This window comes from Rhodococcus sp. Z13_19A (assembly GCF_058133575.1).
Window position 1 is genome coordinate 881,764 of sequence record NZ_JBYUNN010000002.1, and the last position, 17,276, is coordinate 899,039.

The window sequence follows — 17,276 nt, forward strand, 5'->3', positions numbered from 1 at the left end:
ACGCCGCGCGCCCCGCCCGTGCCCGACCCGGGCGTTCGCCCAGCGAGAGCTGTCGGGGGCGACGCCTACCCTGGACCCGTGGCACAGCAGACGAAGCAGACCTCGGAGCCCGAGCACGGGCTCCGCGCGCACTCGGAGTTCCGGCCGGTCAGCGCGATCCCGCGCGTCAAGGGGCAGTTCCAGGTGGTCAGCGACTACCAGCCCGCCGGTGACCAGCCCGCCGCCATCGCCGAGCTCACCAAGCGGATCAAGGCCGGCGAGCCGGACGTGGTGCTGCTCGGCGCCACCGGCACGGGCAAGTCGGCCACCACGGCGTGGCTGGTCGAGCAGGTGCAGCGGCCCACCCTGGTGCTGGCGCCAAACAAGACCCTCGCCGCCCAGCTGGCCAACGAGCTGCGCGGCTACTTCCCGCACAACGCGGTGGAGTACTTCGTCTCCTACTACGACTACTACCAGCCCGAGGCGTACGTCCCGCAGACCGACACCTACATCGAGAAGGACTCCTCGGTCAACGACGACGTCGAGCGGCTGCGGCACTCGGCGACCATGAGCCTGCTCACCCGGCGGGACGTGATCGTGGTGGCCTCGGTCAGCTGCATCTACGGCCTGGGCACGCCGCAGGAGTACCTGGACCGCTCCATCGGGCTCGAGGTGGGCGCGACGATGGACCGGGAGACGCTGCTGCGGGCGCTGGTGGACGTGCAGTACGCCCGCAACGACCTGGCCTTCGCCCGCGGCACCTTCCGGGTGCGGGGAGACACCGTCGAGGTCATCCCCGCCTACGAGGAGCTGGCGGTGCGCATCGAGTTCTTCGGCGACGAGATCGAGGCGCTGTACTACCTGCACCCGCTCACCGGGGACGTGGTGCGCGAGGTGGACGAGACGCGGGTCTTCCCCGCCACCCACTACGTGGCCGGACCGCAGCGGATGGAGCGCGCCACCCGCGACATCGAGGCCGAGCTGGAGGAGCAGCTGGCCAAGCTGGAGGGGCAGGGCAAGCTGCTGGAGGCGCAGCGGCTGCGCATGCGCACCGCCTACGACCTGGAGATGATGCGCCAGGTGGGCTTCTGCTCCGGCATCGAGAACTACTCGCGCCACGTGGACGGGCGCCCGCCCGGCTCCGCCGGTGCCACCCTGCTGGACTACTTCCCGGACGACTTCCTCCTGGTCATCGACGAGTCGCACGTCACCGTGCCGCAGATCGGCGGCATGTACGAGGGCGACATGAGCCGCAAGCGAACCCTGGTGGAGCACGGCTTCCGGCTGCCCAGCGCGATGGACAACCGGCCGTTGCGCTGGGAGGAGTTCGTCGACCGCATCGGCCAGACGGTGTACCTCTCGGCCACGCCGGGCAAGTACGAGATCGCCAAGGCCGGCGGTGAGTTCGTGGAGCAGGTCATCCGGCCCACCGGGCTGGTCGACCCCAAGGTGGTGGTCAAGCCCACCAAGGGCCAGATCGACGACCTGGTGCACGAGATCCGGGTGCGCAGCGAGCGCGACGAGCGGGTGCTGGTGACCACGCTGACCAAGAAGATGTCGGAGGACCTCACCGACTACCTGCTCGAGCTGGGCATCCGGGTCCGCTACCTGCACTCCGAGGTCGACACCCTGCGCCGGGTGGAGCTGCTGCGCCAGCTGCGCCTGGGCGACTACGACGTGCTGGTGGGCATCAACCTCCTCCGCGAGGGCCTGGACCTGCCGGAGGTGTCGCTGGTGGCCATCCTCGACGCCGACAAGGAAGGCTTCCTGCGCAGTGCCACCTCGTTGATCCAGACCATCGGCCGCGCGGCGCGCAACGTCTCCGGCGAGGTGCACATGTACGCCGACAAGATCACCGACTCGATGAAGCAGGCCATCGACGAGACCGACCGGCGCCGCGAGAAGCAGATCGCCTACAACACCGAGCGGGGCCTGGACCCGCAGCCGCTGCGGAAGAAGATCAACGACATCCTCGACGTGGTCTACGCCGAGGCCGAGGACAGCGAGGGGATGGTCTCGGTGGGCGGCTCCGGGCGCAACGCCAGCCGCGGCAAGCGGGCCACCGGCGAGGCCGGTCGGGCCGCCAGCGCCGGGGTGCTGGAGGGCCGCGCGCCGGGGTCGATGCCGCGTGCCGAGCTGGCCGACCTCATCCAGCAGCTCACCGCCCAGATGATGGAGGCCGCCCGCGACCTGCAGTTCGAGCTGGCCGGACGGCTGCGCGACGAGATCGCCGACCTGAAGAAGGAGCTGCGCGGCATGGACGCGGCAGGCATCAGCTAGCCCCCACCGGTCCCGTAGTGTCCTGGCCGGGATGGCGAGACCCGCTGTGCGGGGCGCCGTTCGCCCACGGACACGGCCGAGAAGGGGACAGACGATGGCGGGAACGCGCTCGAGGATCACCGGTGGCACCGGAGCTGGACTGCTCTCCGCGCTGGCGGTGGTGGGTCTGCTCAGCGCGGCCTGCTCCTCCGACTCCGACGAGGCCAAGCCCGCCGGCTGCGCAGACGTGCAGGCGGTGTTCGTGCCCGGCACCAACGAGACCTCGCCGACCGCCGACCCCAACGTCCCGCAGGGGCTGCTCAAGGCCGTGGCCGACCCGCTGCGCGGTGCGGTCGCACCCGACGCGATGGGCATCAGCTTCGTGCCCTACATCGCCCAGTTCGGCAACCCCACCCCGTACCCGGAGAGCCAGGCGGCCGGGGTCAAGGCCACCCGTGACCTCATCCAGTCCGTGGCCACCAAGTGCCCGAGCACCAAGTTCGCGCTCACCGGCTACTCCCAGGGGGCTGCGGTCACCGGTGACGTGGCCACCCAGATCGGCAACGGCGAGGGACCGGTGGAGGCGGACAAGCTCGTGGCCGTCGCGCTGCTCTCTGACCCCAACCGCAGCCCCAGCACCGAGAAGCTCGTCGGCCCCCCGGTCGAGGGCGCCGGCCTGGCCGGCCCGCGGGCCAAGGACTTCGGCGAGGTCGCCGACCGCGTGGTCACCTTCTGCGCACCCGGCGACCTGATCTGCGCCACCCCCGAGGCGGCCCGGACCTTGTCCAACATCCCCGCCGCCCTGGCCCAGGTGGGCTCCTACATGGCCTCGCAGGTGCACTCCTCCTACGCCAGCTACCAGGTGGAGGACGGCAAGACCGCCACCGCGTGGACCGCCGGCTGGCTGCAGGAGAAGATCAGCAAGAGCTGAGCTCGTCAGCTGGTGATGTCCTTGCGGCTGAACCGGTACCAGGCGGCTGCGCCGAACACCGTGGCGTAGATCAGCGACGACAAGGTGCCCCAGGCCATCCGCGACCAGTCGACGTCGGTGGACAGCAGCGCCGTCCACGCATAGGCGTGGTGGGTCGGCAGGTAGTCGCGCAGGCCCTCCAGCGCGGGGATGCCGTCCAGGATCTCCGACACGATCGTCACCATCACCGCCCCACCCACTGCGCCCAGCGGGGCGTCGGTGGCCACCGACAACAGGCTGGCGAGCCCGGCCACCCAGAGCAGGCTGATGGCGATGTAGACGATCGCCCCGAGCAGGCGCACCAGGCCGGGGCCGTAGGACAGCGTGTCGCCGAGCGGGCTGACGATGTCGCCGGTGCCGTAGAGCGCAGTGCCCACCGCCAGGGCCACCGCGGGCAGCAGCACCAGCGCGAACAGCGAGAGCAGCCCCGCCACCACGGACTTCTGCCGCAGCAGCCGCCCGCGCGGCACCGGGATGGCCAGCAGGTAGCGCAGGCTGGACCACGACGCCTCGCTGGAGACCGAGTCGCCGAAGAACAGCGCCACCACCACCACCAGCAGGAACCCGATGGACGCGAACAGGGTGAACACGGTGAACCCGAGCCCACCAGTGGTGGCCCGGTCCACGAAGCTGCCGCCCTCGGTGGACGAGCTGTCGCCCAGGGTGAAGGCCAGCACCAGCAGGAACGGCAGCAGCGCCAGGAAGCCCATGGTGATCTGGGTGCGCCGGCGGGTGACCTGCCGACGCAGCTCCACCCCGACCCGCAGGGTGCGCTCGATCCGGTAGCCCGGGGCCCGGCCGTCGGTGGCCGTCATCTGCTCGCTCATCGGTCCACCCGTTCTGCCGCCGGGGCGCTCGCCTCGGCGGGTTGCTTGCCGTCACCAGGGGTGGTGCTGCCGCCGGGGGTCTCCACCAGGGCCAGGAAGACGTCCTCCAGCCGGTTGCGGGGCGCCACCGAGCTCACGCCTACCCCGGCCTGCACCAGCGAGCGCACCGCCTCGGCGGCGGGGACCTGCTCCAGGTCTGCCTGCACCAGCCCGGCGGAGGTGCCGGCGTCCACCTCGGTCACCGTCACGGCGCCCACCCCGGGCAGCTGGTGCAGCACGGCCGCGGTGCGGTCGGCGTCGTCCACCCGCAGCACCACGCGGCCGTCGGCGGCGACGATCTCCTGCACCGTGCCGGCAGCGACCACCTTGCCCTTGTGCACCACCACGACGTGGCTGCAGGTCTGCTCCACCTCCGAGAGGAGGTGGCTGGAGACCAGCACGGTGCGCCCGGTGCGGGCGTAGTCGCGCAGCACGGCGCGCATGGCCATGATCTGCGGTGGGTCGAGGCCGTTGGTCGGCTCGTCGAGCACCAGCAGGTCGGGCAGGCCGAGCATGGCCTGGGCGATGGCCAGGCGCTGGCGCATGCCCTGGCTGTAGGACTTGACGGTGCGCTCCACGGCGGAGCCCAGCCCCGCGATGGCCAGCGCCTCCTCCAGGTGAGCGTCCGCCGCGGGCCGGCCGGTGGCTGCCCAGTACATCCGCAGGTTCTCCGCCCCGGACAGGTGCGGCAGGAAGCCCGAGCCCTCCACGAAGGAGCCGATCCGCGACAGCACCGGGGAGCCGGCGCTCACCCGGTGGCCGAACACCCGGATCTCCCCGCTGCTGGGCGCGATCAGGCCCATCAGCATGCGCAGGATGGTGGTCTTGCCGGCGCCGTTGGGGCCGAGCAGCCCGAGCACCTGGCCGTGCTGCACCGCGAAGTCCACCCCGTCCACCGCCCGGTAGCCGTCGGCGTAGGACTTGGCCAGCCCGGAGACCACCAGCGGCACGTCCGAGCCGTCGTGGTCGCTCGCCGCCCGGCGCCGGCGGCGCAGCCGACCCACCACGGCGACGACCACCAGGCCGGCCAGGATGGCGGCGATGCCCGCGGCGGCTCCGACGGGGACGGTGCCCGAGCTCTCGCTGGTACCGGAGACCGAGGGCAGCGTGAGCGCGCCCCCCGGTGCCAGCGCCACCGCGTACTGGGCGGGGGTGAGGGGTGTGGCGTAGGCCTGGTCGGTGGTGCTGACCACCAGCTCCAGGTGGTGCCCGGTGGGCACCGAGGTGACGATGCCGGGCAGGGTGACCGTGACCGGGGTGGCCGGCCCGCCCGGGCTCAGCGCCGGCACCCGGAAGGCCGCCACGCCACCGCCGGGCAGCGTGCGGCGGCCGTCCGCGCCGACGTCGTAGAGCTTGGCGTAGAGGACCGCGTCGCGGGTCTGGCCGAGGCCGGTCACCTCCAGCGTCACCCGGCTGGAGCCGGTGATGGTGACCGTGGAGGACACCGGCTCGGTGCGGAACACCGCGGCCTGCCCGGGCACGTCCAGCGCGGTGGACCCGTTGAGCGCAGCCGCGGACGCCTCCCCGGAGGCCAGGCCGGCGAAGGCGGAGGACAGGCCGGGCACCGTGCTCAGCGACGACGGCGACGCCCCGGCGGGCCGGCTGATCGGCTGGGTGGGGCCGGTCAGGTCCAGGCGACGGGTGGGGGTGGGGTCGTCGGCCTGCAGGCCCGGGTAGGCGGGCACCCGGATGGTGCGGGTGCGCTGGTTGCCGCTGCTGCTCAGCGGACCGGCGAGCTGGTAGCTGAACGAGGTGCCGGGGTCGTCACCGCGCCCGGCCAGGTGGAAGGCCAGGAAGTCGGTGACCGCGGCCTCGGTGGTGGCGTTGCTGGTGGCCCCGTCGTGCCCGCCGGCGAACCAGGTGGTGGTCACCGGGGTGCCGGTGGCGGCGATCTGGCGGGCGTTGGCGTCGGACTGGTCCAGGCCGAAGAGGGTGTCCTGCTGGCCCTGCACCAGCAGCGTGGGCGCGCGCACCGCCGCGTTGGTGGCCACCGGCGAGCTGCGTCGCAGCAGCTCCACCAGCTCGGGGGAGGGGCGGCCGGTCTCGGCGGCGGTGTTGTAGGCGGCGCAGATCTCCGGGACGAAGGTGCCGCACGGCCCGGCGAGCGGGTTGGTGGCGCCGGCGGCGAAGAAGATCCCCGCCCAGCTGCGCTTGAGCACGCCGTCGGTGCCGGTGGCGCCGGCCGCGGGAGTGTCCGGCAGCGCGCCGGAGGTGGTGGCGAGCTCCGGGAACAGGGACTGGCCCAGGTCGTTCCAGGTGATCGACGCGGCCACCGCGTCCACCCGAGGGTCCCGGCCGGCCAGTGACAGCGACAGCGCACCGCCGTAGGAGCCGCCGGCCACGCCCACCCGGGGATCGCCGGGGGAGTCCAGCTGCACCTGCGGCTGCTGGGCCAGGTAGTCCAGCAGGGCCTGGGCGTCCACCACCTCGTAGTCGGGAGAGTTCACCGCGATCTGCCCGGTGGTGCGGCCGAAGCCGCGGGCACTGTAGGTGAGCACCACGAAGCCGTCCCGAGCGAGCTGGCGGGCCTGCGCGGCCACGGAGTCCTTGGTGCCGCCGAAGCCGTGGGCCAGCAGCACCGCCGGCGCGGGCGTGGCGTCGGGGGTGAACAGCGTGGCGTCCACGGTGATCGGCTGGTCGCGGGCCGGCCCGTCGGTGACGTCGACGCTCACCGCGCGCTCGGCGACCCCGGAGGCACCGCTGGCCCGGCTCACGGTGACCGCGAGCAGGACGCCAGCGAGGAGCACCACCACGCCGAGCAGGACCAGCGGGCGCGTCAGACGGCTACGGGACATGCGCCCACGGTATGTGAGGTGCCCGACATCCCGGCTATCCGCGCCAGTCGATCACGAGCTAGGCGGACCCTGTGACACTCGTCGGCTCCGAGGAGCTAGGCGGACCCGGTGACACTCGTCGGCTCCGAGGAGCTAGGCGGACCCGGTGACACCCGTCGGCTCCGAGGAGCTAGGCGGACCCGACCACCTCGACGTGCTCCACGTGCGGTGGCTCGGCGAAGTGCGGCCCCACCAGTGCACGCCACTCGGCGAAGGCGGGGGAGCCGCGGAAGCCCTCGGTGTGGTCGGCCAGGGTCTCCCACTCCACCAGCAGCACGAACCGCAGGGGTGACTCGATGCTGCGGGTGAGCTGTGCGCTGCGAAAGCCGTGGGCGCCCGCGACGTGCGGCACCGCCGCGGCGAAGACCTCCGCGAACCCTTCCGCGGCGTCGGCGTTGATGGTGAGCTGTGCGACCTCGATGACCATGAACCGGACCCTAGCCGCTCCCGCTGGCCGCTCCGCCCACCCGCAGCCGGGCCTGGGTGCGCGGCGCCTCACCAGCGGGCAGCAGCGAGCGCAGCGTCTCGTCCCAGCTGATCAGCCCGTGGTCGGCCTTGTGCCGGGCCAGCCGGGCGATCACGTCGTGGCCCACCCGCAGCCAGCCGGTGCCGGGGTAGTGCTCGGCCATCAGGTCCTGCCACACGGCCACCGGCATCTCGTGCCTGGCCTCGCAGTCCCACGACACCGGTTGCACGCCGAATCCGTGGCTGCCGCGGGTCAGCACGGTGCCGGAGAACATCATCCGCAGGCCCACCGCGCCCTCACCCAGCGCGTGCAGGTACTGCGACGCGGTGACGTTGAAGTCGTAGGTGCACGGCAGCGGCAGGTCGGTCTCGGTCACCCCGGTGAAGCCTCGCACCATCGTGGTGGCCTGCAGCCACCGCAGCGGGCGCTCGGTCTCCCGCCAGGGCTCGCGCGGCCCGTACCGGCTCAGCAGCCCCTGCTCCTCACCGGCGGCGCGGCGCAGGGGCTCGATGCACACCTGCGCCCGCACGACCATGGCGTGCACCAGCGCTCCGCTGGACTCCTCGATCTGCAGTCGGGCCACCAGCTGGGGCACCGCCGCCGCGGGCTCGGCCTGCACGTCCAGCACGGCGAAGGACAGCTGCGTCATGGGGGCTGCGCTGCTCACGGACGGGCTCGCCTCACCGGGTTGCGCTCGTGCACAGCGTGTTCGGACTTGGTGGCAGCATCGACGGGCACGGGCACCATTCCCCCCTAGCTAGCGTGCGTGACCACGAGATCGAGCACCGACCCCCTGCACTGGTCTCTCCCTCCGGTGTACGCCGGTGTGGTGCACGTCGCAATCACCCTGCTGGCCAGCGCTGGGCCACAACAGGACCCGGTGTCCGACGGGCACGGACAGCAGGCTCCGGGCGGGCACGCCACCGCCGCTGGGTGCCCGGTTTGCGCCGCTCAGCGGCTACGCTGACGCGGTTTCTGCCACCCACCCGCCTGGAGGTTCGACCTAGATGGCTGTCATCGAACAGGAGCGTGCGACGCCGCGGACGACGTCCACGGCCATGGCTGTCGTGCAGGGGCTCGTCGCTGCTGCGGCCGTGCTGTTCGCGGTGGTCATCTCCGACCATGACTTCATCGACCTCGACGTGTACCGGGCGGCGGCCAAGTCGCTGCTGGACGGTCAGGGGCTGTACGGCTCGCTGCCGGGCTCGCCCTACGACCTGAAGTACATCTACCCGCCGTTCGCGGCGGTGGTCCTGGTACCGGTCACCTTCCTGCCCCTCGACGTGCTGCACGTGGTGTGGACGCTGGGCACGGTGGCCCTGGTGTACTTCGTGCTGCGGGCGGTGATGCGTCGCCTCGGCACCAGCGCGCCCGAGCTCACCGCGCTGGCCCTGCTCGCCCCGGCGCTGCTGCTGGAGCCGATCCGCGGCACCATCGGCTTCGGCCAGGTGAACATGGTGATCGTGGCCCTGGTGGTGGCCGACTGCACCGGCGTCATCCCCAAGCGCTTCCGCGGGGTGGGCATCGGGCTGGCCGCGGCCATCAAGATCACCCCGCTGGCCTTCGGCCTGCTCCTGCTGGTGCGCCGCGACTTCGCGTCCATCGTCCGCGCGGGGGTCGCCTTCGTGGTGGCCGCGGGCATCGGTGCGGTGTTCGCGTGGGAGGACACCAAGAGCTTCTGGACCGACGTCGCCTACGACACCGACCGCGGCGGAAAGCCCTGGTACGGCCCCAACCAGGCGATCACGGGTCCGCTGGCCCGCCTCGGCCTGCCCGACGCGGTGCAGACCGGGCTCTGGGCGCTGGCGGTGCTGCTGGTGGTGGCCGCCGCGGCCTACGCCGCCTGGCAGTTCACCCGCACCGGTGAGCACGTCCTGGCGATGTGCGTGGTGGCGCTGGCGGCCCTGCTCGCCGCCCCGTTCGCCGCCTCCCACCACTGGGCCTACGTCATCCTGCTGCTGCCGCTGCTGGTGGCTCCGCAGTACCGGTCGTGGCGCTACCTGCTCGCCCTGGCCACGGTGGTGTTCCTGCTCGGGGCGCAGTGGGACCTGCCCGGTGGCGGCGACCGCGAGCTGCACAACTGGGACCTGATCCAGCAGTTCGTCGGCAACGGTGAGTGCTTCGTCGGCATCGCGCTGCTGGTCGGAGCCGTGGTGGTGGCGCGCGAGCGGCAGCGCAGCTGGCCGACCCGCCGCACCGAGCTCGACGTCCCGGAGCGCTCCGGTGTCCAGGAGGGCTCGGAGCCGGTCCTGCCGCGATGACCTCAACCCCGAAAACAGGGCAAAACCGTTACGGTCTCTGACAGAGACCGGGCAGAGGCGCCCGGCCCGCCCCACGTCGGAGGTTCAGTTGACCGCCTATCGCACCGTGCTCGTCGGTACTGATGGTTCGGACTCGTCACTCCTCGCGGTGGAGCGCGCTGCCAGCCTCGCCGGTGACGCTGGTGCGCGCCTGGTGATCGCGTGCGCCTACTTCCCGGCCAGCCCGCGCGAGGTGAAGCGGGCCTCGGAGGCGCTGCGCGAGGAGTCCTACCAGGTGATGGGCTCGGCGCCGGCCCAGGACACCCTGCAGACCGCCCACGACCGGGCCAAGCTGGCTGGCGCGGGGGAGATCGAGACCCGCGCGGTCAGCGGCGCGCCGGTGGACACCCTGCTCGCCCTCATCGACGAGGTGAAGGCCGACCTGCTCGTGGTGGGCAACCGCGGCCTCAACAGCCTCACCGGTCGGCTGCTCGGCTCCGTCCCGTCCGACACCGCCCGCAAGGCCCACTGCGACGTCCTGATCGTGCACACGGTGCAGTGACGGCAGACTCCGAGGACACCGCACCAGTCGTCGAGGAGGGTGCAGCCGCGACGGCTGGAGCCGACACGGTGGGCGAGGGCACAGCCCCGAGCCCCGAGAGCGACCGGGCCGACGACGACAAGGCGCTGCGCGAGGGCATCCAGGAGGAGCTCGAGCGCACCCTGCTGGGCGGGCGCCGTCGCTACGACCGCTACCAGGCGGCCGAGGAGGCCGGTGTCCCGCTGGAGCAGGCCACCCGCCTGTGGGTGGCCATGGGCTTCGCGCAGGGCGACGACCCCGACGCGGTGATGTACACCCGCGGCGACGTCCAGGCGCTGCGCACCATCAGCCGGCTGGTCGAGGAGGGCGTGATCTCGGCCGAGATGGAGATCTCGGTGACCCGCGCCCTGGGCCAGTCGTTGTCCCGGCTCGCCGAGTGGCAGGTGGGGCTGATGACCAGCTACATCGGCACCCGGCTGGCCGAGGCGGTGGACAAGACCCCTGAGGGTTCCGAGCTGGACGTGGACGTGGTGCGCGCCGAGGTGGGCTCGGTGGCCAAGGGGCTGCTCCCGACCATCGAGGCGCTGCAGTCCTACGTGTGGCGCCGCCACCTCGCTGCGAACGCCGGCCGTGCGCTGGTCGGTCCCACCGAGCAGATCTCCCGGCAGTGCCTGGTCGTCGGCTTCGCCGACATCGTGGGCTACACCCGGCTCACCCGCCAGCTCGACATCGAGGAGCTCGACCGGCTGATCGAGCGCTTCGAGTCCTGCGCCATGGACGTGATCGCCGAGGGACACGGCTGGGTGGTCAAGACCGTGGGCGACGAGGTGATGTTCGCCGTGCAGGAGCCCGCGCACGCCGCCCGCATCGCCCTGGAGCTGCAGGAGCGGGTGATCGCCGACGACGTGCTGCCCGGGATCCGGGTGGGGATGGCCTACGGCCCCGTCCTCGTCCGCTTCGGCGACGCCTTCGGCTCGGTGGTCAACATCGCCGCCAGGCTGACCTCGGTGGCCAAGCCCGACTCGGTGCTGCTCGACTCCGAGCTGGCCGAGGCGCTGGAGGAGCACGCCGAGCAGTTCCGGCTGCGGTCGATGCGTCCGGTGCGGGTGCGCGGGCTCAGCCGGCTGCACCCGTACCTGCTGCGACGGCAGACCGCCAAGTAGCCCCGCGGCGCGCTGTCGCAGCCGTGCCGCTGGGCCGGGGCCCCTGGCGTGGCTAGGGTCACGCAGATGACGACCCCCGAGATGGACAGCTCCACGGTGCACACCGCCACGATGGACAGCTCCACGTTGGACACCGCTGCGATGGACACCGCCACGGCCACTCGCTGTGCCCGCGCCACCGACATGATCCACTCGATGACCTACTTCGTGCCGGAGACCGACCAGCGGCTCACCGAGGCGGGCCTGCGGCCGGGCCGGATGTGCTACTTCGCGGGTCGCGCCGCGGCCATGGGGGCGGTGGGCCCGGGTCCGGTGGCGGCCACCTTCTACAACTTCAACCCCGACGTGATCGCGCGCCACCTCCCGCGGGCCTGGACCCTGGCCGAGCCACCGGCCGTGCTGGCCGCCCGCCGGACGGCGGCCGAGCAGGCGCTGCGCCGGCTGCTGGGCCCGGAGCTCGCCGACTCGCCCGAGGTCGCCGAGGCGGCCGAGCTCGCCCGCACCGCGGCGCTGGCCTGCACCAGCGCGGGCCGGGCACTGCACGCCGGGCACGCCGACCTGGAGTGGCCGGAGTCCCCGCTGCTGGTGCTCTGGCACGCCATCACGCTGCTGCGCGAGCACCGCGGCGACGGCCACGTGGCGGCACTGCTGGGTGCGGGGCTGTCGGGCATCGAGGCGCTGATCACCCACACCGCCACCGGCACCGGGTTCACCGTGGGGGCCGCGCAGGCCACCCGCGGCTGGTCGGAGCAGCAGTGGGCGGACGCCGAGCAGGCGCTGCGGCAGCGGGGCCTGTTGGCCGGGGACGGCTCGCTCACCGAGGCCGGCGTGCAGCTGCGCGCCGACGTCGAGGCTGCCACCGACCGGATGGCCGTGGCCCCCTGGGCGGCGCTGGGCGTGCCGGGCACCCTTCGGCTCACCGAGATCGGAACCCGGCTGTCCCGCGTGATCCTCGACGCGGGTGCGGTCCCGGAGGGCGTTTTCGCCCCGGGTGCCGGACGAGGCCGCAGCGCCGCGGAGCCGGGGTCGTAACATCGCCTCCGCGCCGGTGAGCACGTCGGCGCGCACGGAGACGATGGGACGAAGCACGTGAGTGATCCCCAGCCAGGTGAGGGAAGGCTCCGGTACCGGTTGCTGACCGGCCCCGACGACCAGACGTTCTGCAAGCGGGTGAGCACGGCACTGGCCGAGGGCTACCGCCTGCACGGCTCGCCCTCCGCCACCTGCCGGCCCGACGGGCAGGTCATCGTGGCCCAGGCCGTGGTGCTGGACGACAGCGAGGCCGCGCGGTGAGCGCCCCCCAGGGGTGCCCGGCCGAGGGCTACGCCGGTGACCTGACCGTGCAGGAGGCGTGGGAGGCGGTGGCCGGCGGCGCCGCTGTGCTCGTCGACGTCCGCACCGACGCGGAGTGGCGCCACGTCGGCGTGCCCGACCTCTCCGACCTGCAGGCCGAGCTCGGCCTGGTGGAGTGGGTCAGCGCCCAGGGCGAGGTCAACCCGGAGTTCACCGACGAAGTGGATCGGCTCGCGCAGGGACGTCCGGTGATGTTCCTGTGTCGGTCTGGGCAGCGGTCGGTGTCGGCTGCTCGGGCGGTGACGGCGGCCGGCAGCGGCCCGGCCTACAACGTGCTCGACGGATTCGAGGGTGGGCTGGACTCCTCCGGCCACCGTGGCAGTACCGGATGGCGAGCCGAGGGGCTCCCGTGGAGGCAGTCGTGAGCAGCACCGACGGGACGCCGAGCTGGCGTCCCGACACCCTGGCCGTGCGTTCTGGCGTGACGCGCTCGGAGTTCCAGGAGACGTCGGAAGGGCTGTTCCTCACCTCGGGCTTCGTCTACGACACTGCCGAGGACGCTGAGGCGGCGTTCGCCGGCGAGGTCGACCGCTTCGTCTACTCCCGCTACGGCAACCCCACGGTGGCCATGTTCGAGGAGCGCCTGGCGCGGCTGGAGGGTGCGGAGGCCTGTTTCGCCACCGCCAGCGGCATGTCCGCGGTGTTCACCGCGCTCGCGGCCCTGCTCAAGGCCGGCGACCGGGTGGTCGCGGCCAAGAGCCTGTTCGGCTCGTGCTTCGTCATCCTCGACGAGATCCTGCCCCGCTGGGGCATCGTCACCGAGTTCATCGACGGCGGCGACCTGGACGAGTGGAAGCGGGCGCTGGCCACCCCGGCCGCCGCAGTGTTCTTCGAGAGCCCGTCCAACCCGATGCAGGAGATCGTGGACGTCGCCGCCGTGGTGGAGCTCGCCCACGGCGCGGGTGCGAGGGTCGTGGTGGACAACGTCTTCGCCACCCCCGTGCTGCAGCGGCCCACCGAGGTGGGTGCCGACGTGGTGGTCTACTCCGCCACCAAGCACATGGACGGCCAGGGGCGCGTGCTCGGCGGCGCCATCCTGGGCAGCAAGGAGTTCATCGACGGCCCGGTGAAGACGCTGATGCGCCACACCGGGCCCTCCATGTCGCCGTTCAACGCCTGGGTGCTCACCAAGGGCCTGGAGACCATGGGCCTGCGGGTGCGCCACGCGGTGGGCACCACCCAGCAGCTGGCCGAGTGGCTCGAGCAGCAGCCCGGCATCAGCTGGGTGCGCTACCCGTTCCTGGCCTCGCACCCCCAGGTGGAGCTGGCGAAGCGGCAGATGTCCGGGGGCGGCACCGTCATCACCTTCGAGCTCGACGGCGGCAAGGAGCGGGCCTTCGAGCTGCTCAACCGCCTGCAGATCATCGACATCTCCAACAACCTGGGCGACGCCAAGTCGATGATGACCCACCCGGCCACCACCACCCACCGCCGCCTGGGCGCGGAGGGCCGCGCGGCCGTCGGCATCACCGACGGCGTGGTGCGGCTGTCGGTGGGCCTGGAGGACGTGGAAGACCTGCGGGCTGACCTGGACCAGGCGCTGCGCCAGGCCTGACGGCGCGCAGCCGGCCGTCCTGGCTGAGGGTCCTTCCTGCTCACTCCTCGAGCAGGAAGGAGCCGGTCTGCACCCCGCCCACGTGCCGGTAGGCGGCGGTGAGGGCGCCGGTGCTGGTGCTCGCCGAGGTGACCAGCGAGAAGGTGGTGGGCACCGTGCCCTCGCCGAACAACCGCTTGCCCGTGCCCACCACCACGGGGAAGACGATCAGCCGCAGCTCGTCCACCAGCTCGTGGGTCAGCAGGGTCTGCACCAGCCCGGCGCTGCCGTGCACCTGCAGCTCACCGTCCACAGTCTCCTTCAGCCCCCGCACCGCCGTGGGCACGTCACCGGTGATCAGCTGCGAGGCCTCCCAGTCCACCGCGCTGAGCGTGGTGGAGGCCACGTGCTTGGGCAGGGTGTTCAACGACCACGCCACCCGGTCGCCCTCCACCGGAACCTTCGGCCAGTGCGCGGCGAAGATCTCGTAGGTGCCGCGACCGAGCAGGAACGCCCCGGCGTGGGAGAACCACTCGTCCACCTGGGCGCCCATGTCCTCATCGGCGAAGGGCACCAGCCACCCACCGTGCTCGAAACTGCCGGAGACGTCCTCGGGCGGACCCCCCGGGGCCTGCATCACGCCGTCCATCGTCAGAAACGTGGTGACCACCAAGTCGCCCATGCTGTTTCGCCCTCCTCTGCCGTGCGCGCACCGTGCGCCGTCCTGGGAGAAGGGACGCCGCAGCCGCAGGAAACTGATCGACTGCCGGCATCGGCGCTGGTAGATCCGTCGCCCGGCGAGGGGCCGCCGTCACGTGGTGGTACTTGCAGACGCCCCGAGCCGGCGACTGCTCCGTCGCTCCCGGAATGGCTGCGGAGCCGTTCGTGGTCTGTAATGGCGGCTGGTACCTGCCATTTCTTGTCGTTCGTCCGCAATGGGCGAGTCAGCCAGGAGGGCCGTTCCATGAAGCGGTTGCTGCTCGGGGCACTCGCCGCCACCACGGTCGTCAGCGCGTGCGCGCGCCCCGCTCCGTCCGGCGTCCGGGAGCAGCCGTCCGCCACGCTGGAGGAGGCGCCCACGGCCAGCGTTCCGCTGGCCACCCCGCCCACCTCGTCACCGCACACGCCGACGGTCACGCTGCGCGAGCGGGCTGCGCCGGTGCCGCCGCGCACCAGCCCGGCGCCGAGCACCGCCCGCACGCCGGTGCCCAGCGCCACCGCGTCGCCGCCGGGCACCACCACCCCCACGGCCAGCGCCCGCCCGTGCACCGACCAGGTCAGCTACGCCGGGGACCCTCGCTCCGCCGAGGAGATCAACTCGGTGGGGTGGCTGGCTGGCGCGTGCCCGGCGCCGCAGCGTCGTTAGCCGTCTGCTCCTCCGGGGACGGATCGGGGTGTTGGTCGTGCTTGGGCAGCGCGACCAGCACCCCCACCGCAGCCAGGGCTGTGGCGATGGCGGAGGCGAGCGAACCCGCGTGCAACCCGTCCATGAAGGTCGTGCGGACGGTGGCGACCGCCGGGCCCTGGAGCTCGCCGGGCAGCTGCCCGACCACCTCGAAGGCGGCTATCACCGAGTGCCGCGCGGCGGACACCGCGTCGGCCGGCAGCCCGAGCCCGCCGAGCTCGGTGGCGAGCTTGCCGCCGTAGACCGAGCTGAGCACCGAGCCGATGACCGCGACCCCCAGGGCCCCGCCCACCTCGCGAGTGGTGTCGTTGATCGCCGAGCCGGCGCCGACCCGCACCGCGGGCAGGGCGCCCATGATCGCGTCGGTGGCCGGGCCGGTGGTCAGTCCCAGCCCTGCTGCCATCAGCACCATCGCGACGACGATCGGCCCCCAGTAGGGCGCGTCCACCGTGGTCACCGTGACCAGCAGGAACCCGGAGCTCATCAGCAGCAGACCGGCGGCGACCACCACGGTGGTGCCCCACCGCTTCATCAGCACGATCGCCACCGGCGACAGCAGGCCCACCACCACCGCGAAGGGCAGCGTCGCCACCCCGGCCCGCAGGGTGTCGTAGCCGCGTACCGCCTGGAAGTACTGGGTGATCATGAAGATGAAGCCGAACAGGCCGAAGTAGGCCATCGCCACAGCCGCGCTGGCCGCCGACACCCGGCGGTTGGCGAACACCCGGACGTCCAGCAGCGGCTGCGACCGGCGCAGCTCCCACCAGGTGAAGACCACAGAGAGCAGTGCCGCCCCCACGAAGCCGCCGAGGGTGGCCGGCGAGAGCCACCCGTGGTCCGGTGCCTCGATCACCGTCCACACCAGCAGCCCGACTGAGGCCACCGACAGCACCGCGCCGACGGCGTCGAACCGGCCCGGGTGGGGGTCGCGCGAGCTGGGCAGCAGCAGCTTGCCGGCCACCAGCGCCAGCACCACCAGCGGAATGTTCACCAGAAAGATCGAGCTCCAGGAGAAGTGCTTCAGGAGCAGCCCGCCGCTGACCGGCCCCACCGCCACCGCGAGCCCGGACACCGCCGTCCAGATGCCGATCGCGGTGGCCTTCTCCCGGCGGTCGGTGAAGATCGTGGACAGGATGGCCAGCGTGGCCGGGTAGATCAAGGCTGCGGACACCCCCATCGCCGCCCGTGCGGCGATCAGCTCGCCGGTGGTGGAGGCGTAGGCCGCCCACACCGAGGTGGCGGCGAACAGCACCAGGCCCACCTGCAGCACCGGCTTGCGCCCGAAGCGGTCTCCGAGCCCGCCACCGGTGAGCATCAGCCCGGCGAACAGCAGGGTGTAGGCGTCCACCAGCCACTGCAGGTCGCTGGTGGAGGCCCGCAGCTCGCGGCTCAGCGTGGGGAGCGCGACGTTCACGATGGTGTTGTCCACCAACACGATGAGCACGCTCAGGCACAGCACGGCCAGCGCCCACCAGCGGCGTGGGTGCGGGGCAGCGGCGTGGGGCGGGTCGAGTCGTGGTGCAGCCATCAGGTTCTCCTGTAGAACGATGTACTACTGATGTGGAACAGTGTTATCTACGATGGGGGTGCTGGCAAGGGGTAACTTGCGGTCATTGCTGGCAGTCGAGCCAGCGCGTTGGCCAGCAGGGCGTGGCACGGCGATCAG

16 protein-coding genes are annotated in these 17,276 nt (G+C 72.4%); 10 read left to right on the forward strand and 6 right to left on the reverse strand.

Annotation, left to right across the window (positions count from 1 at the left end; translation table 11 throughout):
- The first annotated feature begins 78 nt into the window (after positions 1–78).
- Together uvrB and AC3YNX_RS10875 are read left to right on the forward strand one after the other, a co-directional pair.
- The gene (gene uvrB, locus AC3YNX_RS10870) at positions 79–2,259 is read left to right on the forward strand and encodes an excinuclease ABC subunit UvrB (RefSeq protein WP_489995459.1); all 2,181 of its coding nucleotides are present in this window, start codon (positions 79–81) and stop codon (positions 2,257–2,259) included.
- A 94-nt stretch (positions 2,260–2,353) separates the two neighbouring features.
- The gene (locus AC3YNX_RS10875; protein WP_489995460.1) at positions 2,354–3,169 is read left to right on the forward strand and encodes a cutinase family protein; all 816 of its coding nucleotides are present in this window, start codon (positions 2,354–2,356) and stop codon (positions 3,167–3,169) included.
- A gap of 5 nt (positions 3,170–3,174) precedes the next feature.
- Here AC3YNX_RS10875 and AC3YNX_RS10880 read toward each other — a convergent pair whose 3' ends face one another.
- From AC3YNX_RS10880 to AC3YNX_RS10895, 4 genes are all read right to left on the reverse strand, one after another.
- Positions 3,175–4,035 (reverse strand): DUF2705 family protein, encoded by an 861-nt coding sequence (locus tag AC3YNX_RS10880; RefSeq protein WP_127782592.1) that lies wholly within the window; start codon positions 4,033–4,035, stop codon positions 3,175–3,177.
- Positions 4,032–6,869, reverse strand: coding sequence for an alpha/beta fold hydrolase (locus AC3YNX_RS10885; protein ID WP_489995461.1), 2,838 nt, complete (start codon positions 6,867–6,869; stop codon positions 4,032–4,034). Before AC3YNX_RS10885 ends, AC3YNX_RS10880 begins: the two co-directional genes overlap by 4 nt.
- Before the next feature lie 169 nt (positions 6,870–7,038).
- A complete protein-coding gene (locus tag AC3YNX_RS10890; protein ID WP_127782594.1) occupies positions 7,039–7,335 on the reverse strand; it encodes an antibiotic biosynthesis monooxygenase family protein in 297 nt (98 codons plus the stop codon).
- A 10-nt stretch (positions 7,336–7,345) separates the two neighbouring features.
- On the reverse strand, positions 7,346–8,041 hold the full coding sequence (locus tag AC3YNX_RS10895) for a DUF6084 family protein (protein ID WP_489995462.1): 696 nt from the start codon (positions 8,039–8,041) through the stop codon (positions 7,346–7,348).
- A 340-nt stretch (positions 8,042–8,381) separates the two neighbouring features.
- Here AC3YNX_RS10895 and AC3YNX_RS10900 point away from each other — a divergent pair, with 340 nt between their 5' ends.
- The 7 genes from AC3YNX_RS10900 (at position 8,382) to AC3YNX_RS10930 (ending at position 14,226) form a co-directional block, all read left to right on the forward strand.
- Entirely contained in the window at positions 8,382–9,635 is a 1,254-nt protein-coding gene (locus AC3YNX_RS10900) for a glycosyltransferase family 87 protein (RefSeq protein WP_489984031.1), read from the forward strand.
- A gap of 88 nt (positions 9,636–9,723) precedes the next feature.
- Positions 9,724–10,176: a universal stress protein gene (locus AC3YNX_RS10905; protein WP_127782596.1), complete on the forward strand. Its 453-nt coding sequence runs from the start codon at positions 9,724–9,726 to the stop codon at positions 10,174–10,176.
- Complete coding sequence (locus AC3YNX_RS10910; protein WP_241249809.1) at positions 10,173–11,318, forward strand: adenylate/guanylate cyclase domain-containing protein; 1,146 nt, start codon at positions 10,173–10,175, stop codon at positions 11,316–11,318. Before AC3YNX_RS10905 ends, AC3YNX_RS10910 begins: the two co-directional genes overlap by 4 nt.
- Before the next feature lie 141 nt (positions 11,319–11,459).
- Positions 11,460–12,350: an SCO6745 family protein gene (locus tag AC3YNX_RS10915; RefSeq protein ID WP_489995518.1), complete on the forward strand. Its 891-nt coding sequence runs from the start codon at positions 11,460–11,462 to the stop codon at positions 12,348–12,350.
- A gap of 57 nt (positions 12,351–12,407) precedes the next feature.
- Positions 12,408–12,611: a DUF1737 domain-containing protein gene (locus AC3YNX_RS10920; protein WP_127782597.1), complete on the forward strand. Its 204-nt coding sequence runs from the start codon at positions 12,408–12,410 to the stop codon at positions 12,609–12,611.
- Complete coding sequence (locus AC3YNX_RS10925) at positions 12,608–13,036, forward strand: rhodanese-like domain-containing protein (RefSeq protein ID WP_489995463.1); 429 nt, start codon at positions 12,608–12,610, stop codon at positions 13,034–13,036. Before AC3YNX_RS10920 ends, AC3YNX_RS10925 begins: the two co-directional genes overlap by 4 nt.
- A complete protein-coding gene (locus AC3YNX_RS10930; protein ID WP_489995464.1) occupies positions 13,000–14,226 on the forward strand; it encodes an O-succinylhomoserine sulfhydrylase in 1,227 nt (408 codons plus the stop codon). Before AC3YNX_RS10925 ends, AC3YNX_RS10930 begins: the two co-directional genes overlap by 37 nt.
- 40 nt (positions 14,227–14,266) lie before the next feature.
- Here the strand turns inward: AC3YNX_RS10930 and AC3YNX_RS10935 are convergent, their stop codons facing one another.
- Positions 14,267–14,887 carry a dihydrofolate reductase family protein gene (locus tag AC3YNX_RS10935; protein ID WP_489995465.1) on the reverse strand — a complete coding sequence of 207 codons (621 nt, stop codon included), beginning with the start codon at positions 14,885–14,887 and terminating at the stop codon, positions 14,267–14,269.
- 282 nt (positions 14,888–15,169) lie between these two features.
- On the opposite strand from AC3YNX_RS10935, the gene AC3YNX_RS10940 reads away from it, so the two are divergent.
- Complete coding sequence (locus AC3YNX_RS10940; protein WP_489995466.1) at positions 15,170–15,571, forward strand: hypothetical protein; 402 nt, start codon at positions 15,170–15,172, stop codon at positions 15,569–15,571.
- Here AC3YNX_RS10940 and AC3YNX_RS10945 read toward each other — a convergent pair.
- The gene (locus AC3YNX_RS10945; protein ID WP_489995467.1) at positions 15,519–17,138 is read right to left on the reverse strand and encodes an MFS transporter; all 1,620 of its coding nucleotides are present in this window, start codon (positions 17,136–17,138) and stop codon (positions 15,519–15,521) included. The two genes, AC3YNX_RS10940 and AC3YNX_RS10945, sit on opposite strands and share 53 nt — an antisense overlap.
- Positions 17,139–17,276 lie beyond the last annotated feature (138 nt).